Origin of the sequence: Paenibacillus sp. P36, from assembly GCF_045866505.1 — a bacterium.
Classification (GTDB): domain Bacteria; phylum Bacillota; class Bacilli; order Paenibacillales; family NBRC-103111; genus Paenibacillus_E; species Paenibacillus_E chondroitinus.
The window spans coordinates 4,980,197-5,001,692 of sequence record NZ_AP038372.1 but is presented as its reverse complement, the minus strand read 5'-3'; the positions used below and the strand labels follow the sequence as shown (position 1 = coordinate 5,001,692).

The following is a 21,496-nucleotide window of genomic DNA, read 5'->3' as shown; positions in this document are numbered from 1 at the left end:
GCTTCATTGTATGACTACCCTCCATGCATCTATGCTAATAAAGGAGCTACAAAATTGTTATGAAAATTGTATTTATTGGAGATATTGTTGGATCCGTTGGACGCAAAGCACTAAAAAATATTATGCCTCGTTTAAAGCAAGCACACCCTCACGCCGTGTTCATCGCTAACGGAGAGAACGCTGCTGCTGGGAAAGGGATAACATCAGCCATCGCAAAAGAAATCTATGAGATGGGCATTCAGGCGCTTACAATGGGCAATCATACATGGGATCAAAAAGAAATTTTCGATTTTATCGATCGGGATGAGAAAATGGTTCGTCCAGCCAACTTTCCGCCGGGTACCCCGGGTAGGGGACATACTGTCATTAAAGTGAAAGATCAGGAGCTGCTGATCATCAATTTACAAGGGCGCACATTCTTGCCGCCAATTGATTGTCCATTCCGGAAAGTAGATGAGATCCTAGAAGCAGATAAGAAAAAACACAAATTTATATTTGTTGATTTCCATGCTGAAGCGACATCTGAGAAAATTGCGATGGGTTGGCATTTGGACGGGAGAGTATCGGCAGTTGTCGGCACGCATACCCATGTGCAAACCAATGATAACCGCGTATTGCCGCAGGGTACAGCTTATGTGACAGATGTGGGAATGGTGGGTCCACGTGATGGCATTCTTGGTGTGGAGCGAAATGCTGTGCTTCAGAAATTCAAAACCCAATTGCCTGTGAGATTCGTAACAGATGAAGGGAAATGGCACTTCCATGCTGTCGTAATCGAGTTGAATGATCAAACAGGCCAAGCAAAAGCCATACAGCTTATTCGGTACGATGAAGACCAAGTTTTCATGGATTAATCGTTATTTCAGAAAATTTAGAGAATTAGAATGAAACAGAAAGTCATGTTTGTGCTGCCTTGGGAATATGATGATTAATGGAACTATCCATCATTCCCGAGGAGGTACTATTCATGGATGTATTAAAAGTTTCAGCAAAATCCAATCCAAACTCCGTTGCAGGTGCTTTGGCAGGTGTGTTGCGTGAGCGCGGGGCAGCTGAGCTCCAAGCGATCGGTGCAGGCGCCTTGAACCAAGCCATCAAAGCAGTAGCGATCGCAAGAGGATTTGTGGCGCCCAGCGGAGTTGACTTAATTTGTGTACCAGCCTTCACAGATATCGTGATTGACGGGGAAGATCGGACGGCCATTAAATTAATTGTTGAGCCGAGGTAATGAACGTCACCATACATAAGAATGCATGCAGCCTGTTTACCTTGTAGACAGGTTTTTTATTCTACGCCAAAACCTCTGTTAAGGGGTTTTTGTCTTGTGTAGCGATAAATAAGGAGGCTGGATGGATGAAGATCATGGATGGCCATTGCGACGCATTAACGAAGTTGTATGTGAACCCAAAGCTCGATTTTGGGATGGAAGATCAGGAACTGGATGTCAGTTATCCGAGACTAAAGCATGCGGGCGTTAAAGTGCAGTGTTTTGCCATTTATTTATCCGACTCTATCCAACAGCCGACATTTGAGCATATTTTGCAGATGGTTGATATTTTTCATCGGAAAATTGTGAGTCATTCGGGTATGAAATTCATTCTTAATGTGCAGGACTGGCACGAAGTAGAAGCAGGAGATCAAATTGGCGCAATTCTGACACTTGAAGGTGTGGATGCTTTAGCAGGCAATTTGACCCACCTAAGAATCCTGTACCACCTCGGTGTACGAAGCATAGGGCTAACTTGGAACTACGCGAATTGGGCCGCAGACGGTGTAATGGAGCCTAGAAAAGGCGGTTTCACAAGAAAAGGCAAACTCATGTTAAGAGAATTAGAAACTATGGGTATAATAGCAGATGTGTCACATTTATCGACTGCGGCATTTTGGGAAATGGTCGAAGGTTATAACAAACCTTTTATTGCTTCCCACTCCAATGCTCAGAAAATATGTCCCCATCCAAGAAATTTATCAGACGATCAAATCAAAGCTATCATTCAATGTCAGGGACAAATTGGCCTTACGTTTGTTCCCTACTTCGTTGATAGCGTGAATCTGGCTGTTCCTATTGCAGGTTTACTTAAACACATTGATCACGTTTGCTCGTTGGGGGGAGAGAAGCAGATTGGGTTTGGATCGGATTTTGACGGCATTGAACAATGGATCAAAGGATTAAGACATGCAGGCCAATACGAAAATTTAATAGAGGCTCTTTGTAAAAACTATAAGGAAACACAAGTAGAGGCATTTTTGTTTGGAAATTGGCGGAATTTCATGTTGACGAATCTTCCGAAATGAAAATTAAAAATCGATCTAAAATTGATATGGATTCGATCTAAAAACTCTATCTTTTAGAATCGTTGGTACCCCTTGCATTTTGCTTCATAAAGGCATAGAATTTGGTTGACAGTGAAAGGTTTTTTTTATTGCATTATCTTATCTTACTAAACAATTGAGCTTTTAATGTCTTCGAGCAGCTACAATCAAAAGGAGTGGACGTACGGTGATTAGTCAGTTATCTTGGAAAATCGGAGGTCAACAGGGTGAAGGGGTCGAAAGTACAGACCGTATCTTCTCTACTGCATTGAACCGTCTCGGTTACTATTTGTATGGGTACCGTCATTTCTCTTCACGGATTAAGGGGGGACATACAAATAACAAGATTCGCATCAGCACCAAGCCGATTCGCGCAATTTCAGATGATTTGGACATTCTGGTTGCATTTGACCAGGAAAGTATCGATTTCAACGCTCACGAGCTTCGTGACAATGGGGTCATCGTTGCAGATGCCAAATTTAACCCTGTTTTACCTGAAGGAATTAAAGCACGTTTGTTTCCAGTTCCAATTACTGCAATTGCAGAAGAACTAGGAACATCCCTATTTAAGAACATGGCCGCATCGGGAGCTTCTTGGGCATTGCTCGGTTTGCCGCTTGATGTGTTTAATAAAGCTGTTGAAGAAGAGTTCGGTCGTAAAGGCGCAGCTGTCGTTGAGAAAAATATCGAAGCTGTTCGCAAAGGTGCTGAATCCGTACTTGAATTGGCTGGCGGCCCGATCGCTGACTTCCAATTAGAGCCGGCTGACGGCAAGCAAAAATTGTTCATGATCGGTAACGATGCAATCGCTCTGGGAGCTGTAGCTGCTGGCTGCCGTTTCATGCCTGCATACCCGATTACACCTGCTTCCGAGGTTATGGAGTACTTGATTAAAGCACTTCCTAAATTCGGCGGTACAGTTATCCAAACAGAAGATGAGATCGCAGCTTGCACAATGGCAATCGGCGCTAACTACGCGGGTGCACGTGCACTGACAGCTTCCGCTGGTCCTGGTCTTTCCCTGATGATGGAAGCTATTGGTCTCGCAGGTATGACGGAAACGCCAGTTGTTATCGTTGATACACAACGCGGCGGTCCAAGTACAGGTCTTCCAACGAAACAAGAGCAATCTGACTTGAACGCAATGGTCTACGGAACGCACGGTGAAATCCCGAAAATCGTTCTGTCCCCAAGCACAATTGAAGAGTGCTTCTATGATACAATCGAAGCTTTCAACTTGGCTGAGAAATACCAATGCCCAGTAATTCTGATGACGGATCTTCAGCTTTCCTTGGGTAAACAATCCGCTGAAATGCTGGACTACAACCGTATCGTCATCGATCGCGGTGCTCTGGTAACAGAAGCTCCTGAGCTAGAAGCAAATCAATTGTTCAAACGTTATGAGTTCACAGAAAATGGCGTTTCTCCACGTGTCATCCCTGGCGTTAAACATGGTCTTCACCATGTAACTGGGGTAGAGCATGACCAAACAGGTCGTCCTTCGGAGAGCACAGAGAATCGTCAAAGAATGATGGATAAACGTCTTGAAAAGTTGAAACATATTCAAGTTACAGACGCGATCAAAGCTGATGCTCCTCATGAGAACCCGGATCTATTGATCATCGGTATGGGATCCACTGGCGGTACAATTGATGAAGCAAGACGCCGCGTTGAACAAGAAGGCATCAAAACGAACCACGCGACTGTACGCTTGATTCATCCGTTCCCAGCTGAACAGCTGAGACCGCTTGTTGAGAAAGCAAAAACAGTTATCGTTGTTGAGAACAACGCGACTGGTCAATTGGCTGATCAAATTAAACTGCATGTTGGTCATGCAGATAAAATTAAAAACGTTCTGAAGTACAACGGTAATCCGTTCCTTCCAGCAGAAATCGAACAAAAATGTAAGGAGTTGACTTTAGCATGGCAACATTAAAAGACTTTCGTAACAATGTAAAGCCAAACTGGTGTCCAGGTTGCGGAGACTTCTCCGTACAAGCAGCCATTCAACGTGCAGCGGCTAATGTTGGTTTGGAGCCTGAAGGCTTAGCGATCGTATCCGGTATCGGTTGTTCCGGACGTATCTCCGGTTACATCAATGCTTATGGTTTCCACGGTATTCATGGTAGATCTTTGCCAATCGCACAAGGTGTGAAAATGGCTAACCGCGACCTCACAGTTATCGCTTCCGGCGGTGACGGAGACGGCTTCGCAATCGGTATGGGTCACACGGTGCATGCGATTCGTCGTAACATCGACGTTACTTATATCGTTATGGATAACCAAATCTACGGTTTGACAAAAGGTCAAGCATCTCCACGTAGTGCGGAAGGCTTCAAAACGAAAAGTACACCACTAGGTACAATCGAGTCTGCTATTTCTCCGTTAGAAGTAGCGATGGCTGCTGGTGCAACATTCGTAGCACAATCTTTCTCCAGCAACTTGAAACAGTTAACAGCTGTTATCGAAGCTGGTTTGAATCACAAAGGATTCTCCTTGATCAACGTATTCAGCCCATGCGTAACTTTCAACAAAGTAAACACGTATGATTGGTTCAAAGAAAACATTGTTGATCTGGACGAAATTCCGGATTACGATTACACAAACCGCGTAATGGCAATGACCAAAATTATGGAAACTAACTCCATGTTGACGGGTATCATTTACCAAAACAAAGACAAAAAGAGCTATGAAGATTCCATCCCTAGCTTCGCAAAAGAAGGACTTTCGAAACAAGATCTTCAAATTTCAGAAGCAGACTTCAACAAAATGCTCACTGAATTCAAATAATGGCTTGACCTTGAGGGCATATGGAGATAATCCGTATGCCCTTTTTGCTGAGCGGCAATACTGACAACTATACTAAATTAAAGGATGATACCCTAATGAAAACAGTTCCCGTTGGCGTTTCGGCTAGACATATTCATTTATCAGAGGCGCATATTGCCATTTTATTTGGAGAAGGGTATGAGCTCAAAGTATTTAAAGATCTTTCACAGCCTGGACAATTTGCAGCTCAAGAAACAGTGTCTATCGTCGGACCGAAATCCAGGATGGATAAAGTGAGAATTCTGGGTCCGGCACGCCCATTTACCCAAATCGAAATTTCGCGCACGGATGCATTTTCTCTGGGAGTTAACCCGCCAGTACGCGAGTCAGGTCATATCGACCAAACACCAGGTTTGAAGGTGATAGGTCCGGCAGGCGAAGTAGAGCTTGATCAAGGTGTGATTGTAGCAGCCAGACATATTCATTTTCACACATCAGACGCAGATCAATGGGGCATCCAGGATAAACAATTGCTCCGTGTCAGAGTAAATGGCGAAAGACCGTTGATTTTTGAAAATGTGATTGCACGAGTATCCGAACAATTTGCTTTGGACATGCATATTGACACCGATGAGGGGAACGCGGCTGGGGTTAAAACAGGAGATATCGCCGAGATTCTTGACTAGCTCAAAAAGAGCTGTTTTCACCGTTATACCAATTTCTTTTTGTACTATATAGGCATGTGATGTTATAATAAAAGTTGCGTAATTATTTGTGAATTACGTAAGTTTTACCAACGCAAACACGTAGGAGGAACGAAAGTGGCTAACCAAGTGAAATCCGATAAGGATTATTCTCAATATTTTCAGCCTCCTTCACTGTCAGATGCTAAGAAGCGCGGAAAAGAAGAAATCGCCGTTCACTATGATTTCCATATCCCTGAAGATATGCAGGGGTTCGGCAAAGATAAATATTATTTGATTCGCACTTACGGATGTCAGATGAATGAGCATGATACAGAAGTAATGAGGGGCTTGCTTGAACAAATGGGTTATCAGTCGACGGAAGACAAGTACCAAGCAGATGTCATTCTGTTGAATACTTGTGCAATCCGTGAAAATGCGGAGGATAAAGTGTTCGGTGAGCTTGGACACCTGAAGGCGCTTAAAGCACAGAAACCAGGACTTGTTCTTGGGGTTTGTGGCTGCATGTCACAGGAAGAAGCCGTCGTCAATCGGATTATGCAAAAGCATGCTTTTGTTGATTTGATTTTTGGAACACACAACATTCATCGTTTGCCTGGTTTGTTGAAGGATGCTTTTTATAACAAAGAAATGGTTGTTGAAGTATGGTCCAAAGAAGGCGACATTGTTGAGAATTTACCGAAGAAGCGGGAAGGTATCCGCGCTTGGGTAAACATCATGTTCGGATGCGATAAATTCTGTACATACTGCATCGTTCCGTATACGCGCGGCAAAGAGAGAAGCCGTAGACCGCAGGATGTGCTTGCTGAAGTAAGAGATCTGGCAAGACAAGGGTTTCAAGAAATTACGCTGCTTGGACAAAACGTCAATGCTTATGGCAAAGACTTTGAAGATATTACTTATTCTTTCGCTAATTTGATGGATGATATCCGTAAAATTGACGTTCCGAGGATTCGTTTCACAACCTCGCATCCACGGGATTTTGATGACGACTTGATTGAAGTTTTAGGCAAACGCGGTAATTTGGTTGAGCATATTCATCTGCCGGTACAAGCGGGGAATACCGAAGTGCTGAAACGGATGAGCAGGAAATATTCCAGAGAGCATTATTTGGAACTTGCCCGCAAAATTAAAGCTACCATGCCGGATGTTGTGCTAACGACGGATATTATCGTTGGTTTCCCAGGTGAGACAGACGAGCAATTCGATGAAACGATGTCTTTATACGAGGAAGTAGGATTCGATTTCGCGTTTACATTCATTTATTCGCCGCGCGAAGGTACACCTGCTGCTGCAATGGAAGACAATGTTCCGATGGAAGTGAAGAAACAGCGCTTATATCGTTTGAATGAGCTTGTGAATGCTCACAGTAAAGCGAGTAACGAGAAATTGCTGGGCCAAACGGTCGAAGTACTCGTTGAAGGCGAAAGTAAAAATAACGCCGATGTACTTGCCGGGCGCACACGAACGAATAAGTTGATCCATTTTACCGGCTCCAAAGAGCTAATCGGTCAAATGATCGACGTCAAAGTGACGCATGCGCAAACATGGATTTTGAAGGGCGAAATTGTTCAGGAACCCTTGAAAGTATCCATTTAATCCGCTTGTTATTATAGATAGGAGTGTGAATGAAAGTGTCCCAATGTGATCACCAACATGATAACCAGCCTCACGCTTTTAAAGTTGAGGAATTTACGAATACGGAAATGATCGTTCGCGAAGATATTTTAGACAAAGCCAAAGAACTGGCGAATTTGCTGACGACTTCGAATGAAGTGCAATTTTACCAAAAAGCAGAGAAGCAAATAGCTACAAACCCGGATATTCAAGTTTTAATTAACTCCATTAAAAAGAAGCAAAAAGAAATTGTTGCATTTCAGACATTTAAGAACGAGAAAATGGTTCAAAAGATTGAGAATGAAATCGAAGTTCTGCAAGATGAATTAGACGGAATTCCCATTGTAAGTGAGTTTAAACAAACACAAGACGATATCAACTATTTGCTACAACTGGTCATGTCGGTCATTCGTGATACGATTTCCGATAAAATCAATGTAGAAGCAGGAACTTCAGAAGCACCGACATCTTGTGACTAAGATGAAAGATGACTTCCCGTGGGTTAGCGAGAATCGCCCTCTATTCAGGCCATAGCTTGATGTGAGTGGCGATTTTTTCCAAAGGGACCAATAGGAAACATGAAGGAGAGATTGTCATGCTTACCGTACGTAATCTAAGTAAAGTATATCCGCCAGACAATCAAGTGCTTTCTCAAGTTAGCTTTCAAGTGGATCAAGGCGAATTTATCGCCGTAATAGGGAGTAGCGGGAGTGGGAAAACTACCTTACTGCGCTGCATTAGCCATCAAGAAAAGTGGACAAGTGGCCAGCTAATTTATAACTCCAATGATATTTCTCAGCCGGGACCTTGGGAGCGCTTTAAATTAGGCAAGGATTTCGCTTACTTAGAAGAGAAACCTGCGCTGAATCGAAATAAAAGCGCTGTCAAGAATGTCATGATGGGCAGAGTGTTTCAAGCGCCACTACGAGTTCTTACAGGCATGACGTCCAGGGATGAGCATGTAGATAGCATGGATTATTTGGAAAAAGTAGGCCTGCTGGATAAAGGGGAGAAGAAAGTTGGCCAGCTTAGTGGCGGTGAGCAGCAGCGTGTAGCCATCGCAAAGGCTCTAATTCTTGGACCTAAAGTGCTCGTTGCGGATGAGCCTGTTTCTGGTTTAGATCCGAAATCCACGGAGTATATTCTGCAGGATTTGAAGTCATTATGCAAAGATAGGAATATGAGTGTAATCGCAACCTTGCATAAGGTGGAATTAGCAGAGCGATTCGCAACACGTATTTGGGGTCTTTCAGAGGGCAGAATCGTACTCGACATCCCCGCTAGACAGTTAACGATGCGTGAGAAAAAGCTTGTATTTGGTGAAGTATGATCCAGGTCTTATTCGTTTGTTTAGGTAATATTTGTCGCTCTCCCATGGCAGAAGCTGTTTTCCGTCATCAGGTCAAACAAGCCGGTCTTGATCAAGTCATTGCCATCGATTCCGCAGGCACGGGTGATTGGCATATCGGTCATCCGCCGCACCAAGGAACACAGGACATTTTAGATAAAAATCAGATTGATTACAAAGGCATGCTAGCTAGACAGGTAACATCCGATGATTTCGTGCAATTTACCTATATCATCGCGATGGATGAGAGTAATGTGCAGAATCTAGCAGGGTTCGCTCCTGAACCGGCAGATGGTGAGAAGCGCGCATCCATTCATAAATTGTTGGATTTTGCCCCCGGGCGCAAGGATAAAAATGTGCCGGATCCGTATTATACGGGGAATTTCCAAGAAGTTTACGAGATGGTTGAAGAGAGCTGCGCAAGATTATTGACGTATATCAGGGATAAGGAACAACTTACATAAAACGTTATTAGAAAACGGAGCTCGCAAACCCGCGAGGCTCCGTTTTTGTCGTTGAAATGCTTAATTGTATACGCATTTGCACGAATAAATTGTAAAAACAAACAAAAAGACGGGAAAACGCAAATACAATTCCGCTTTTTTGCTACATAATGTATCTTGTGTTTGAAGAAATATATGTAGTGACTGGAGGAAGAAACTTGAAGAAAAGGTTAAATTGCATATCCAACAAGATTCAAACGATCGTATCTTCTGCCTTGATTGCCAGCATGGTTTTAACATTCACAGCAACCGCGAAGGATGGCGGAGCTACGGCATCTGAGGATGTGACGGTTCAAGAGACCACTTCTTTTAAAAACCCGATCGTTGCCGTTTCCAACAGCAGCGGCGGTTCAGCCGACCCAAGCATTGTATTTAGAGATGGCTACTACTACTATGTAAAATCCAACAGAGATGCATCCATCTCGATTTCGAAGGCGAAAAGATTGCAGGATATCGGCTCAGTCCCCAGAGTGACTGTTTATTCGCCGCCAAGCGGCCAAGCCTATTCCAAGGAATTGTGGGCGCCTGAGCTTCAATACCTGGATGGCAAGTGGTACATCTACTTTGCTGCTGATGACGGGGCGAATGAAAATCACAGGATGTATGTACTGGAAGGGGACTCGCAGGATCCGCAAGGATCATATACGTTGAAAGGGAAAATTTCGGACAGCACCAACAAATGGGCAATTGACGGAACCGTTCTGGTGAAAGATGACAACTCCAAATATTTCGTATGGTCGGGTTGGGAAGGCGATGTCAATGTGAAGCAAAGCATTTATATCGCTCCAATGAGCAATCCTTGGACGATCAGCGGTCCGAGAGTTCAAATCTCTACGCCGGACCAAGATTGGGAGCGTAAAGGTACGCCTTACATCAACGAAGGACCGGAGATTTTGAAGAAAAATGGTAAAATATTTGTGGTTTATTCGGCAAGCGGCAGTTGGACGGACGATTATACGCTTGGGATGTTAAGCAACACGGATGGCAATGTATTGAATCCTGCTTCCTGGAGCAAATCCGGCCCTGTTTTCAGCAAGGTACCTACCGCTTACGGTCCAGGCCATAATACGTTTACCACTTCCCCAGACGGAAAAGAGGACTGGATTGTCTATCACGCCGATCAATTCTCAGGCGGAAGCTGGGGAAATCGCAGTATCCGGGCGCAAAAATTCACGTGGAATGAGGATGGTACCCCGAATTTCGGAACACCTGCCGCTTACGGCGCTTCTTTGGAGGAGCCTTCAGGTACTCCGAGTGTAACAAGATACAAATATGAAGCTGAAAGCGCTTTTATCAGCGGCACAGCGGCTATCACTTCATCCGATAATGCATCGGGAGATAGAGTAGTCGGTCATTTGGATCAGCCTGGAAAAGATTATGTAGAGTTCACAGTTGACGTTAAGGAAGCGGGCGAGTACTCACTCCTTGCCATGGCTGACAACGGAACTGCCGGAGGTGCTTCTGCGCAGCAAGAAGTTTCCGTAAATGGCGGTGCAGGCCAGTCGATCACTTATAAAAACTTTGGCTGGAAAGGATTTAATCCCGTATCGATGGATGTTAGCCTGAATGCCGGGATCAACAAGATCCGTTTTACCAGCAAACTGAATTTCGCTCAACTGGATTACATCGTTCTTGAGCCACTAGAGAAGAGTAACATTTCAGTGCCGGCTGATAGTATTGCACTGGATAATCAAGCAATGTCATTGGCGGTTGGAGAATCTGCATCCTTAATTGCCTCAGTGAAACCGATGGTCGGAACAAACAAGAACGTCGTCGTAACTTCATCAGCGCCTGAAGTGGCGACGGTGACCCAAGACAGCAAGGATACAGCTACAGGAAGCACGATGCTGACGGTAAAGGGACTGAAAGCGGGCAGCGCAACAATTCGAGTTGCAAGTGCCGATAATGGCGCAGTCATTAGTGAATGCAACGTCACTGTCCGTCAAACGCCTGGAGAACCGGATTTATCGAAGTTCACCGTTGATTCCTTTGATAGCGAGGTGCTCGACCCGGCATGGTCCATTTTCCAGGAAAGCAAAGGCAATTGGAGCTTGACTCAAACGCCGGGTTCAATGACGATTCGCACGACGCCAACGGATGTTTATCAGGATAACAATAGCCAAAACAATGTATTCTTGAGAAATGTGCCCGCGAACGGCGATTTTGAAATTGTCACGAAAGTTACGGCACCTGTTACGTTAAATCACCAGCAAGGCGGTCTGTTCGTCTGGCAGGATGCGGATAATTTCGTAAAGCTCGGGCATGTATATGCGAATGGAAAAATTATTGAAACCGCTTATGAACTTGGCGGCAGTTATAAGAAACCAGGCAATGAGGTGGCTCATCCTGGAGGCGATACACTGACACTCAAAATCAAGAAGATGGGGAATGTATATACGACCTATTATTGGGATGGATATGCGTGGATACAGGCGTCTAACCCCGTCACTGCGAATTTGAAAAATATTAAAGTCGGTTTTTACGCTAACAATATCGTTGCTACAAACAATCGGATTGATGCCCGATTTGACTATTTCGCTGTCAGATCCATTCAAGGCGGTGTTGATCTTGATCAGAAGAAACTGACACTTGAAACAGGGAAGACAGCTCAGCTTCACAACGTGGGAGCAAGCGGAGATGAAGTGACTTGGGTTTCCAGCAATCCGGAGATCGCTACGGTCAGCAGCAGCGGATTAGTCACGGCATTAGCGCCAGGCAGAGCGGTCATTGAAGCGGTATCTACGAGCGGTGATTTCCGTTCGCAAGCAACAGTCTCCGTTCCGAATTCCGCCCCTGTGCCGGAGGTCTTGTACACGAACGACTTTAGCGGTACATCAGCGGAAGGATGGTCTACGTACGAAGGAAATTGGACCTTATCTAACGGGCAATATGCGGTAAACAGCGGTCCCGGCTATAAAGCGGTGCTTAACAGCAAAAGCTTCACAGACTTCGTGCTTGAGGGCGATGTGCAAATAACGAGCGGGAACGAAGCTGGGTTTATTTTCAGGACATCGAATGTTGCGAGTGGCGCCGATAATTTAGACGGATATTACGTAGGCATTAACGCTTCCGCACAATCGGCCGTTCTCGGCCATATGTCGAAAGGCCAGTGGCAAGAGCTTGCTTCCAAAAAGCTGCCGATTCTGGTAAATGAGCGATACCATATTAAGGTCGTTGCGAACGAAGATCACATTCAGGTTTACGTGAACGATAATCCTCTTAATGTCAACGGATATCCGAAATTCGACTTGTTGGATGCATCGCATATGGCGACCGGAGCAATCGGATTGCGCACATGGAATGCCGATGCCAAATTCGACAATATCAAAGTATCTTCGTACCGTGATCCGATAACGGGGCCAACTTATACCAATTCGGTGCTGCCAAACATTGCGGATCCATTCGTACTGCAGCATGACGGCAAATATTATCTGTACGGGACGAATACGGATCCCAATAAAACGTCATTGGGTTTCAAGGTATACACTTCAACGGATTTGGTGACTTGGTCGGAACAAAATGAACTAGCGTTAAAGCAGTCCGACTCTTGGGGGACTAGCGGTTTCTGGGCACCGGAGGTCGTGGAAAAGGACGGAACCTTCTACATGTACTATGTAGTCAACGAGCGGCTTGCGGTTGCAACAAGCAGTTCTCCATTAGGGCCGTTCGTTCAAGACGTCAAGCAACCGATGCATCTGAATACGCCGGAAATCGATGCGCATATTTTTAAAGACGATAACGGCAAAAGGTACATTTACTTCGTCAGATTCAATCAAGGCAATGAACTTTGGATGGCCGAGTTGAATGACGACATGAAGACCATGAAGGAAGATACGGTGCAATTCGTGTTCCGGGCCACCCAAGAATGGGAACGCAGTCAAAAGCAGCCGGTTGCAAGTATTAACGAGGGGCCGTTTATGATTAAGCATAAGGGTACCTACTACTTGACCTATTCCGGCAACCACTTCGAAAGCCCGGATTATGGCGTGGGTTATGCCACGGCTCCGACGCCAACCGGACCTTGGACGAAATACACGTATAATCCGATTATGAAATCCAACACGATTGTGCCCGGAGCAGGACATCATTCCTTAATCTACTCGCCGGACGGTACAGAATTGTTCATGGTGTATCATACTCATTACAAGGCAGGTACAACTGAACCGCGCAAGCTTGCGATTGATCGTGTTCATTTTGTGCCGCAAGCCAGCGGTATCGATGCGATGGAAGTGTGGGGACCGACGATTAATCCTCAGCTTAAGCCTTCGGCTGAGCAGTCGACAGAAGCGACGGCTGCATTAAATGGAGCGAGCAGCGTGCAAGCCGGACAGCCCTTCGAACTGTTGTACGGCCTCGACCATCTTAGTGTTACACAAAGCATATATGCACAAGACATTACGGTCACGTTCGATCCTGCACAAATAGAGTTTGTTGATGCAGAGCCTGTTCAGAAGGGACTAACCATCGCAGGTAAAAACGTAATGGCCGGGCGCGTGCGCATCCTGCTGGCAAGTATAGGAGCGGACAATGCCGTTCATACTAACGGCGATCAGCTGACGCTTCATTTTAAAGCGAAATCTTCCTCTCAACCGGCTGTAATCGGGCTAGCTAATGTGGTGATTTCCAATGGGCTAGGGGAAGAAACCGCACTTGGCAATGTGTTCAAGAGCGTAGAAATCCAAACAGGTGATCGAGCTAATCTTAGCGCCGCTATTGCAACAGCCCAAGCGAAGTATGATAGCGCAGTGGAAGGAACTGAAGTGAATCAATATCCGTTGGGATCCAAGGCTGTATTGCTGTCAGCGATCGAGAAAGCAAGATCGGTGCTGAACAACCTGAATGCTTCCCAACAACAGATCGATCAAGCAGCAATAGAGCTTAACCTGGCGCTTCAAGCGTTCATCGATTCGGTCAACACAGCGCATTCCACGGATGTGAACAGCGATGGACACGTTACAATCGGTGATCTGGCTATCGTGGCTGCTGCTTATGGAAAAACCTTCAATGATCCAAATTGGAGCGAGTACAAAAAGGCAGATATGAATGGTGACGGGACAGTTGATATTAAAGACTTGGCCGAGGTAGCTCGGATGATCTTGAATTAAAGTAAAAAGGCGTGCAATTGGATAACCCATTTGCACGCCTTTTTACAATTTATAAAGAGATTAACCCTGTACGCGTGAGGCATTCGGAGATAGCGCCGAGCATGACTGGATAAATAGGAATAACGATGTTAATAGGACCAAGTTCAAACAATCCGCTTCTGTTATGGACTGTTGCTCCTTGCACATAAATACGGAAGTGATCGGTGCCCGGAGATAAATGCGTAGTCTCCTGATTACCCGATCGAGCATTGACGAAAGACATGGCTTTCGTTGAAGAAATCTCATAGGGAACAATACTGATGATTTTCTCCAATTTAAAATAATAATTCATATGTGGCTTGTGAAGAATCAGTTCTTTGGTCGTGATGGTTAAACCATAATCCTTCTTCTTATGAGACATCTTCAAGTCGCCTTCCAGCGATTTTATCTGAATGAAATCTGAACTCATGGCAAAGCCCTCCTTCACGAGTCATGATGATCGCTTGTCTTAACAGAATAACACAGATCATCATCCTTGTTAAATGGAGGGACTTGGTTTCTATTTTTGCTGGAAAAGGATCGAGCATTGTGTCCCCTGGTTTAAAACGCTGCTGAAGGAAATTTTCCCGTTCATCATTTTGATGATGCTCATAACGACGACAAGCCCAAGTCCGGTTCCTTGTTCTTTGGTTGTATAAAACGGCATTCCCAGTGAATCTAATTGTGACTTGCTCATCCCAACCCCTGTATCGGTAATGGAAATTTGAACACCGTCCGGCAGCTTGCAGGTGCGCAGTACAATGTGACCGCCATCAGGCATGGACTCAATCGCATTTTTGACCAAATTCATCAAACACTGCCGAAGCTTCTTGGACTCTCCCAGGATGAACAGGGGGTCATCGGTTTCATGAATAATTTCGATGTTAACCTGATGATCGGTAGCCAGTGGGGTAATGAATCGAAGCGTGGCTTCCAATTCCTCCTTAATATCCAGCTGCTCCTGCAACCCGTTGGAAGGCTTGGCATAGTTCAAATAGTCATTGATGATGGTATTCGCCTGGTCTACACCGGATAGCGCTAGCTCAATATATCTCTTCTGATCATGGAGTGGCAGCTCCTTCTGATCTAACAACTGCAGGAACCCCCGAATGGAGGTTAATGGATTGCGAATTTCATGAGAGATCGTAGCAGCCAATTGACCAATCATGCGGTCTTTTTCAATAGCGATAATGCGTTGTCTATGTAATTCATGTTTCTTCATATGGAAAATTAAAAAAGTAATGAGCACTAGTGAAATAAAAGTAAACAATATGGTGTATAGAACATACATAGAAAAGTAAGATTGTATGTAAGACGCAAGCAGTGCATACAATACTTCGTACACAACCAGTAAGGCCAATGCGTATGTTAATTTGTACTTAAGATTAAGCTGATTAACTTTTTTTCTAATATAATAACTGCCAAGCAAGATAAAAGCACTGCTTAGCAATGCCGGCTGCCAATAGTAATGAAGCACGAAGATACAGCCTATATTAAAACTGATCCAAGTCATTGCAGCAGGAATAAATCCAGCAAACAGAATGACCGTTGTTAAACTCAAAGGGAGAAAGTGAAGCGAATAGATGAAGGGATCAATATCTTCATAATTCCAATAAAAGATAAGTAGAATGATGAGCAGGATACCAAATAACAGATTGCGGTGCTGCTCTTTGTAGATGAATAAAGGTGTGAGAACCTGATGGATTAATGTAGCGCTCATGAGGTAGAAGAGACCATGCAGTTCATGGGAAATGATTGAATGGAGCAAACGATTGCCATCCTTTCCATGTGTACGACATTATCTTAGCTATTTCTACATTATCTCACAGAATTAGACCTTATCAAGAGAAAGGGTCTATTTTGGATGCTAAAGATTTGCTAAAGATTTAATAAAGACTTATGGTGTTTACGCTATTAAGCGCTGTATAATAGGAGTTAACATCAATGCAAGCGTTTACAAATTCATGGGATTTGAAAACGAGGAGAGATGAGGATGCGGGCGTGCTCACAGGTTTGCGGTGTTGTCTTTAATCCGATTGACGAAGATTATTTGAACGTTTGTGACGAGTGTGAGCATGTCGGGAAGCTTGAATCTGAAACAGAGAGTGAGAGGCTAGAAGAAACAAGTTACTATTTGGGAAAATGCGGCCTTATTATCGATTATTTGCTCTAAAAAGGCTTTGTCTAAAAAAAGGTTGATTAGCAGCAATTTCTTGTTACAATGTAAGTAGATTTACTATTCATACTATTTATTCTTTATGCTGTTCATTTTTGAAAGGAGACCTTGCATGGTAACTTTACCTAAATTGAACGATCTCGGATTTTTCGAGATAAGACTGGAATCCATCGGCGGTCTCGGCGCTAATCTAGCTGGCAAAATGCTGGCGGAAGCGGGCGTAGTCGGGGTGGGATTGAACGGGGTTAGTTTTTCTTCTTATGGTTCTGAGAAGAAAGGATCAGCAGTGAAAGCGCACATCAGGTTTTGTGACATGGATACGAAAATACGGGATACTTCGCCTGTAGAACGACCGCATGTTGTAGGTGTTTTTCACGAATCGCTTTCCAAAACTGTAAACGTTATCAGTGGCATTTATGAAGACAGTACAGTATTAGTAAACTCAACGAAAACGCCTGATGAACTCAAGGAAAAGATGAAGCTAAGAGGCGGCACGATTGCGGTTATCGATGCCATCGGCATTTCGCTGGAGGAGAAAAATCGTGTAAACATGGCGATGCTTGGCGCCTTGTTCCGGTTATGTGATTTCCTTGATCCGGATGTTATGAGAGGTGTTATTCGGAAATCATTGGAGAAGAAGTATCCGCAGGCTGTTGCACCAGCCTTACGAACGTTCGACCGCGGATACAACGAAGTTAAGTTCCAAACGTATGCGCTTCCAGAAGGGGAGACAATGCCTGATTTCGTGCGCTTCGACACCCCTGTACTCGGATACGAAACGCAGACGATCGGCGGAGTGATTTCTAATCCTGGGAACAGCATTCTAAAGGATTTAAGCATTTCACGGGCCGGCATGATGCCGCATTTCCATGAAGATAAATGCATTCACTGTGCTTCTTGCGATAACGCTTGCCCGGATTTCTGTTTTGTATGGGATGAGCTCCCTGACAAAAAAGGGCGTCCGCAGATGTTTTTGCAGGGCATTGATTATCAATACTGTAAAGGTTGCCTTAAATGTGTACAGGCTTGTCCGACCGAAGCGCTCACTGATGAGCGGGAAGAAGACGGTTATGCCGATATTCACCGTATGCCACATCGCTTCAATCTAGCTATAAACTCTTAGAGAGTATTTATGGGAGAAGGGTGGAACTACTCGTTATGTCCATTGATATTAAGAAGGAATTAGGGCAGGCCAAGGTTGAACAACGCATTGTATATGAGTCAGGCAACGAGATGGCGGCATATGCAGCCCATCAAATTAATTATCACATTATGGGATATTTTCCGATTTCTCCATCGACGGAAGTGGCCCAATTCCTGGATCTGATGAAGTCCAACGGACAACATGATATTGTGCTCATTCCGGCAGACGGAGAGCATGGATCTGCAGGTATATGTTATGGAGCCTCAACTGCTGGCGGCCGCGTATTTAACGCGACTAGCGCCAACGGTTATTTGTATATGTTGGAACAAATGCCGGTGCAGTCCGGCACACGCTTTCCCATGGTGATGAACTTGGTATGTAGATCTGTCTCCGGTCCCTTGAACATCCACGGGGATCATTCGGATCTGTATTATGCCTTGAATACGGGATGGCCGATTGTGATGTGCCGTGATCCGCAAGCGGTTTACGATATGAATATTCTCGCTTTGAAATTGGCTGAAGATCCAGCGGTGCGCTTGCCGGTTCTGGTAGCCTCGGACGGGTACTTCACGTCCCACCAGAAACGCAGAGTGCAAACGTTTGCAAATCGTGAAGATGTGCATGCATTTATCGGCGAAAAGCCGCAAGGCTTCCCTGATACGTTAGATCGGAATAACCCGATCACGGTTGGCCCTTATATGAATGAACCGGATTACATTAATAACTGTTACCAGCAATCTATGGCGATGTACAATGCCGAAGAGGTGTATGATCGCATTCGGCAGGAATATGCCGAATTGACGGGCCGTGACTATCCGATTCTTGAGCTGTATCGGATGGAGGACGCGGAAGTCGCGGTGTTCCTGATGAATTCGGCCTCCGAAATCATCAAGGACGTCGTCGACCAGCTCCGCGAAAAGGGCATTAAAGCCGGATCAATCGCACCGAATATGATCCGTCCTTTCCCTGCCAAGCAAATTGCCGAAGCTTTGCAGCATGTGAAGGCGATCACGGTCGGCGATCGCGCGGATTCCTATGGCGGCCATGGCGGCAATATGGTCAACGAAATTAAAGCGGCGCTGTTCACGCACGGGAACAGAGATACGCTTGTTATAAGCCGCATATACGGCTTAGGTGGCAAGGACTTTTATGCCGAAGACGGGCATAACCTGTTCCAATTTGCCATTGACGCTGTGCAAAACGGCAAGGTGGAAGTGCCCTTCGATTACTACGGTCACACGCCAGGTGATCCGGCGAAGGCGCCGAAGCGGGTACTGACACCGATGAAATATGAGGATTTGAAGACGGGCCTCATCACCGTTACACCAGATGAAGCTTCCGGTAAGCTGAATGTTCGGATCCCGCCACTGCGCGCCCTAACCAAGAAGCCGAAGCGGATTGCTCCTGGCCATGGCGCATGTCCGGGCTGCGGCATTTTCTCGGGCTTAGAGCTGTTCTTCAAAGGAATCGAAGGCGATATCGTTTCGATCTTTCACACAGGCTGTGCGATGGTTGTCACGACAGGTTATCCATACTCGGCTCATAAAGCGACGTATATTCATAACCTGTTCCAGAACGGCGCCGCAACGCTGTCAGGGGTTGTGGAGATGTTCTGGGAGCGCAAGCGCCGTGGAGAACTCGATCATTTGGGATTGAAGGACGATTTCACCTTCGTCATGATTACAGGCGATGGCGGCATGGATATCGGCATGGGGCCGGCCATTGGCGCTGCGCTGCGCAATCATAAAATGATTATCCTCGAGTATGATAACGAGGGTTATATGAATACAGGCGCGCAGCTGTCCTATTCAACGCCGATGGGGCATCGCACGTCGACATCGAACGTTGGGAAGCACCAAGGCGGGAAAGTGTTCCACCATAAAGATACGGCGCAAATTATGGCGGCTACGCATATTCCATATGTCTTCACAGGATCAGAAGCTTATCCGCAGGATCTCGTGAAAAAGGCAGCGAAAGCACAATGGTACGCTCAGAATGAAGGCCTTGTGTATGGGAAAATCCTGATTGCTTGCCCGCTCAACTGGCTGTCTGACGACCAGGAGGGATCCAACATTGTAGGCGCTGCGGTAGATTCCTGTTTCTTCCCGCTGTATGAAGTCGAACACGGCATTACGAGCATCACGTATAACCCCGAAGATAAAAACAAGAAAATTCCTTTATCGGATTGGCTTAAGACGATGGGGAAAACAAAGCATATGACGAAGCCGGAATATGAAGGCTCGCTCAAATCTTTCGAAGTCGAAGTTGAACGCCGATGGAATCGTTTAAAAGCAAAACACGAGAACGCTTATTTGTAATAGCAATCATATGAACGAGGCACGTTCACCCTGTTGTGGTGAATGTGCCTTTTTAATGGAGGAAGATCAAATGCCGTATGTATTACAAAATAAAAACACTGAGCAGCTATTCACCTGCATGCTGGTCAATCATTACGGACTTGCTTACTATGGTGTGAAATTTTGGCCGGAGCAGGAGGAGGCGAATGAGCTTTCGCGGGATTTTCTCCTTTCCATAACGGGAGTTGTGCCGGAAGATTGGCAGGTGATCGAGCTTGAAGAAGGGGAGATGAAACTCTGCAACGTGAAATTGAAAAATGACCCTAACCTCTCGATCTGCTGGCTTCCAACAAGAAAATCAGAAGTTAGAAAATTGGAAAATTAAACCTTGTCGTCAATAGGTATGCAGCCATGCGACGTTTACATAAAAACGACAAAAATCGCAACCTTTCGCCTATATTCGCTCTTCAGCCCCTGAAACTATAATAAGGGTATGTAAGTAAAATATGACATCATGAAGCGAGGTTGAGGCGATGAAAAAATGGTCGTTGGTTGTTAGCTTGATTGTTTTGGCGCTTACTTTTGTTTTACCGGCAGCGATTTCAGCGGATGCAGGTGCTTCGACGAAAGCACAGATCGTATCGGGGGTAAGTTTTCGAGATCAGCCGAACACGTCAAGCCATGTGATCCGGTTGCTGAAAACGAATGAAATCGTCACGGTAACGGATTATGTAACAACCAATTGGTACAAAGTCAAGGATGCTCAAGGCGTGAGCGGCTATGTATCGACAAACAGCAAGTACATAAAAATTGTCAGCAATGCAGCAATCATTTATGGCGTTAACTTTCGTACGCTTCCTTCATCAGATAGTGGCTCCAAAGTGATTCGCATGCTTAATAAAGGTGAAGAAGTTTTAATTACAGATAAGATTAATGACAGCTGGTACAAAATTGTGGATGCGAACGGCACAATCGGCTACGTAAGCACAGGCAGCAAATATATGGTCACTGATTTCTCCGTGATCGTTCCTAATAGGCCACTTGCGGATGAGATTGAAGCGGTGATTTCAGCAGGCAATGCCTACTTAGGCACACCTTATGAGTTTGGTTCCGTTCGAAATGATCCTACTACGTTTGACTGCTCTGATTTCGTACAAACGATGTTCTGGGATGCGCTTCGTTTCTCGGTTCCAAGTGATTCCGCTGCACAAGGCACTTTCGTGCGATCTTTAGGACCTGTTAGTACGGATTGGACGAAATTAAACCGTGGAGATTTGATGTTCTTCAGCTCCTATAAAGGAAGCAAACCTTCTGATTATGAAGGTGTCGATCCGTTCAAAGAGCCGATTACCCATGTAGGGCTTTACCTGGGGAATGGATCTATCCTGCATACGTACTCCGTTGAATCCGGCGGTGTTCGTGTCGATACGATCGATGGCAAGCAGTGGGAGAACCGCTTTTTGTATGGCGGAAGTGTTTTACGATAAGTGATGGTTCGATCA

General features: G+C 45.2%; 18 protein-coding genes. 16 read left to right on the top strand and 2 right to left on the bottom strand.

Annotation, left to right across the window (positions count from 1 at the left end):
- The first annotated feature begins 59 nt into the window (after positions 1–59).
- From ACKTT9_RS22435 to ACKTT9_RS22385, 11 genes are all read left to right on the top strand, one after another.
- A complete protein-coding gene (locus tag ACKTT9_RS22435) occupies positions 60–854 on the top strand; it encodes a TIGR00282 family metallophosphoesterase (RefSeq protein ID WP_127450942.1) in 795 nt (264 codons plus the stop codon).
- 113 nt (positions 855–967) lie between these two features.
- On the top strand, positions 968–1,228 hold the full coding sequence (locus ACKTT9_RS22430; protein ID WP_028558349.1) for a stage V sporulation protein S: 261 nt from the start codon (positions 968–970) through the stop codon (positions 1,226–1,228).
- Between the two features lie 125 nt (positions 1,229–1,353).
- A complete protein-coding gene (locus ACKTT9_RS22425) occupies positions 1,354–2,295 on the top strand; it encodes a dipeptidase (protein WP_407867711.1) in 942 nt (313 codons plus the stop codon).
- A 205-nt stretch (positions 2,296–2,500) separates the two neighbouring features.
- Positions 2,501–4,249 carry a 2-oxoacid:acceptor oxidoreductase subunit alpha gene (locus ACKTT9_RS22420; RefSeq protein ID WP_181646149.1) on the top strand — a complete coding sequence of 583 codons (1,749 nt, stop codon included), beginning with the start codon at positions 2,501–2,503 and terminating at the stop codon, positions 4,247–4,249.
- Positions 4,237–5,103 carry a 2-oxoacid:ferredoxin oxidoreductase subunit beta gene (locus ACKTT9_RS22415; protein ID WP_127450936.1) on the top strand — a complete coding sequence of 289 codons (867 nt, stop codon included), beginning with the start codon at positions 4,237–4,239 and terminating at the stop codon, positions 5,101–5,103. The genes ACKTT9_RS22420 and ACKTT9_RS22415 overlap by 13 nt, the downstream gene beginning before the upstream one ends.
- 95 nt (positions 5,104–5,198) lie before the next feature.
- Positions 5,199–5,768 carry a phosphate propanoyltransferase gene (pduL, locus tag ACKTT9_RS22410; protein WP_407867710.1) on the top strand — a complete coding sequence of 190 codons (570 nt, stop codon included), beginning with the start codon at positions 5,199–5,201 and terminating at the stop codon, positions 5,766–5,768.
- 147 nt (positions 5,769–5,915) lie between these two features.
- Positions 5,916–7,385 carry a tRNA (N6-isopentenyl adenosine(37)-C2)-methylthiotransferase MiaB gene (miaB, locus tag ACKTT9_RS22405; RefSeq protein ID WP_407873093.1) on the top strand — a complete coding sequence of 490 codons (1,470 nt, stop codon included), beginning with the start codon at positions 5,916–5,918 and terminating at the stop codon, positions 7,383–7,385.
- A 29-nt stretch (positions 7,386–7,414) separates the two neighbouring features.
- Positions 7,415–7,882 (top strand): RicAFT regulatory complex protein RicA family protein, encoded by a 468-nt coding sequence (locus ACKTT9_RS22400; RefSeq protein ID WP_127450930.1) that lies wholly within the window; start codon positions 7,415–7,417, stop codon positions 7,880–7,882.
- A gap of 116 nt (positions 7,883–7,998) precedes the next feature.
- Positions 7,999–8,733: a phosphonate ABC transporter ATP-binding protein gene (locus ACKTT9_RS22395; protein WP_407867709.1), complete on the top strand. Its 735-nt coding sequence runs from the start codon at positions 7,999–8,001 to the stop codon at positions 8,731–8,733.
- On the top strand, positions 8,730–9,215 hold the full coding sequence (locus ACKTT9_RS22390) for a low molecular weight protein-tyrosine-phosphatase (RefSeq protein ID WP_407867708.1): 486 nt from the start codon (positions 8,730–8,732) through the stop codon (positions 9,213–9,215). The genes ACKTT9_RS22395 and ACKTT9_RS22390 overlap by 4 nt, the downstream gene beginning before the upstream one ends.
- A gap of 197 nt (positions 9,216–9,412) precedes the next feature.
- Positions 9,413–14,359 carry a family 43 glycosylhydrolase gene (locus ACKTT9_RS22385; RefSeq protein WP_407867707.1) on the top strand — a complete coding sequence of 1,649 codons (4,947 nt, stop codon included), beginning with the start codon at positions 9,413–9,415 and terminating at the stop codon, positions 14,357–14,359.
- A 49-nt stretch (positions 14,360–14,408) separates the two neighbouring features.
- Here ACKTT9_RS22385 and ACKTT9_RS22380 read toward each other — a convergent pair whose 3' ends face one another.
- Both ACKTT9_RS22380 and ACKTT9_RS22375 read right to left on the bottom strand, forming a co-directional pair.
- Entirely contained in the window at positions 14,409–14,807 is a 399-nt protein-coding gene (locus ACKTT9_RS22380) for a hypothetical protein (RefSeq protein WP_407867706.1), read from the bottom strand.
- 90 nt (positions 14,808–14,897) lie between these two features.
- Entirely contained in the window at positions 14,898–16,145 is a 1,248-nt protein-coding gene (locus ACKTT9_RS22375; protein WP_407867705.1) for an ATP-binding protein, read from the bottom strand.
- 225 nt (positions 16,146–16,370) lie between these two features.
- Here ACKTT9_RS22375 and ACKTT9_RS22370 point away from each other — a divergent pair, with 225 nt between their 5' ends.
- The 5 genes from ACKTT9_RS22370 (at position 16,371) to ACKTT9_RS22350 (ending at position 21,481) form a co-directional block, all read left to right on the top strand.
- Positions 16,371–16,550: a hypothetical protein gene (locus tag ACKTT9_RS22370; RefSeq protein WP_157321118.1), complete on the top strand. Its 180-nt coding sequence runs from the start codon at positions 16,371–16,373 to the stop codon at positions 16,548–16,550.
- A 115-nt stretch (positions 16,551–16,665) separates the two neighbouring features.
- A complete protein-coding gene (locus ACKTT9_RS22365) occupies positions 16,666–17,676 on the top strand; it encodes a 2-oxoacid:acceptor oxidoreductase family protein (protein ID WP_127450910.1) in 1,011 nt (336 codons plus the stop codon).
- A 35-nt stretch (positions 17,677–17,711) separates the two neighbouring features.
- The gene (locus ACKTT9_RS22360; RefSeq protein WP_127450909.1) at positions 17,712–20,015 is read left to right on the top strand and encodes a thiamine pyrophosphate-dependent enzyme; all 2,304 of its coding nucleotides are present in this window, start codon (positions 17,712–17,714) and stop codon (positions 20,013–20,015) included.
- Positions 20,016–20,070: 55 nt separating this feature from the next.
- Complete coding sequence (locus ACKTT9_RS22355) at positions 20,071–20,379, top strand: hypothetical protein (protein ID WP_407867704.1); 309 nt, start codon at positions 20,071–20,073, stop codon at positions 20,377–20,379.
- A 148-nt stretch (positions 20,380–20,527) separates the two neighbouring features.
- A complete protein-coding gene (locus ACKTT9_RS22350; RefSeq protein ID WP_407867703.1) occupies positions 20,528–21,481 on the top strand; it encodes a C40 family peptidase in 954 nt (317 codons plus the stop codon).
- Positions 21,482–21,496: the final 15 nt, after the last annotated feature.